We start from the raw sequence: 1,590 nt of genomic DNA on the forward strand, positions 1-1,590 counted from the left end.
TCGCGGGTCCCAGAGCGTTGAGAGAAGGTTTTTCAGGTTACCTTTGCGGCCCTCGATGTTTTTCCCAAAAAATCTGGAAATCCTTCCGTTGACACGACTGCCCGGCGAAGGCCGGACAGGAGTCGGCCACCGCAGGTGGGCGCAGCAGCGCACACCTGCACTGAGTCCGCAGACCGAACAGTGCCTGCCAGGCACTCCGGCATCCGCAGACTGCCCCTGCCAGACATGGCTTCGGCAACGCGCATTGCCTGCACACTCCCGCCCCGCCGATGGCGCAGCCTTCGGCGGAAACAGGGGGGCGCGGGGGGAATTATTTCCCCCGCATGCCTTTCCTGTCTTTCCTGCCTTTCCCGGGGCGGAGCCCCGAGGGCTCTAGCCTGGTTTCTTCCTTCTATTCTTCGTCGAGTCCGAACATGGTTTTGCAGATTCTTGATCCGGAGGGGGTGCGGAAGATGCGGCGGAGGGCGGCGGAAGCGGCGTGTTTGCTTTCGTTGTCTTCGTAGAGGTTGACGAGGAAGTCGGCCTCAACGAGGATCTGGTAGTCGGGGTCGTGGATATCGGTGTAGGTGTGGTGGTGTCCCACGAGGAAGCAGACGCGGTTGACGACGTTGGGGTCGATATCGAGGTTTTCGAGCAGGCGGCGGGCTTCGGCGGGGCCTTCCTGTTCCTGGAGCGCGCCGGAGCAGCTTCCGAACTTGGCTTCGGCCGGGCGGATGCCGATATCGTGAACGAGGGCCGCGGATTCGAGCACGAACTGCGTGCGGAAATCGAGTCCTTCTTCGTGTCCGATGAGCCGGGCGAAGGCGTGAACCTTGGTCAGGTGCTGGATCCGTTTGGGATCATTGGCAAAGTAGTCGATCATGGCAAGAAAGATGCGGTCCGTGGCATCCATGGCAAATACTCCTGCGTGAGAACTGTTGCACCGCCGGGGAAGCGGGAGGGCGTCTCGATGGTCGGGGCGGAAGCGTTTCCTGGGGCGGCACGGAACGGGCGCGGCGAACGGACGCGAGTCGTGGCGCGTCTGTTGCCGGCGTCGCCGGGGGCGTCCGGACATGTCCGGAGGGCCGTTTCGGCAAAAAGTGACGTCTTTTTCAAGGCGTCGGGCGGATTTCGCTCTGGTGTACGACCCCGGCTTTGCGGCGTCAATGTCCGAGATCACAGAAAAATATCCTTGCGCGGCGCATGTTCGGAATTATCTTTGACGGGCGGACTCCCGCAGGCCGGGAAGGTTCGTCCCGGGCGCGGCGTGTCCGCATGCTGTTTCGCGTTCCGGGTTTCGTCGAATTTCTTCGCGCGTCGCGGCATTCGGTCCGGCGCGGTCACGTTCACAGGCGCTCCCCGCAAGCGCTTCATCAGTTCATCAGGAGAAAAACATGCTGAGAAGAATCATCCATATTAATGAAGAAGCCTGCACCGGCTGCGGCCTGTGCGCCTCCGCCTGTCATGAAGGGGCCATCGTCATGCAGGACGGCAAGGCACGTCTCGTGCGCGACGACTACTGCGACGGCCTCGGCGACTGCCTGCCCGCCTGTCCCGCCGGAGCCATTTCCTTCGACTTCCGCGAGGCCGACGCCTACGACGAAAACGCCG

The 1,590-nt window shown here is 62.5% G+C and carries 2 protein-coding genes; one reads left to right on the forward strand and one right to left on the reverse strand.

Translation table 11 applies throughout. The annotated features are described in order from the left end of the window. Nucleotides 1-391: 391 nt before the first annotated feature. A complete protein-coding gene (locus ACZM96_RS10895; protein ID WP_489489083.1) occupies nucleotides 392-892 on the reverse strand; it encodes an HD domain-containing protein in 501 nt (166 codons plus the stop codon). Between the two features lie 481 nt (nucleotides 893-1,373). On the opposite strand from ACZM96_RS10895, the gene ACZM96_RS10900 reads away from it, so the two are divergent. Beyond that, on the forward strand, nucleotides 1,374-1,590 hold a 217-nt coding region (locus ACZM96_RS10900; protein WP_489489084.1), incomplete at its 3' end, for an ATP-binding protein.

Source organism: Mailhella sp. (assembly GCF_057866825.1).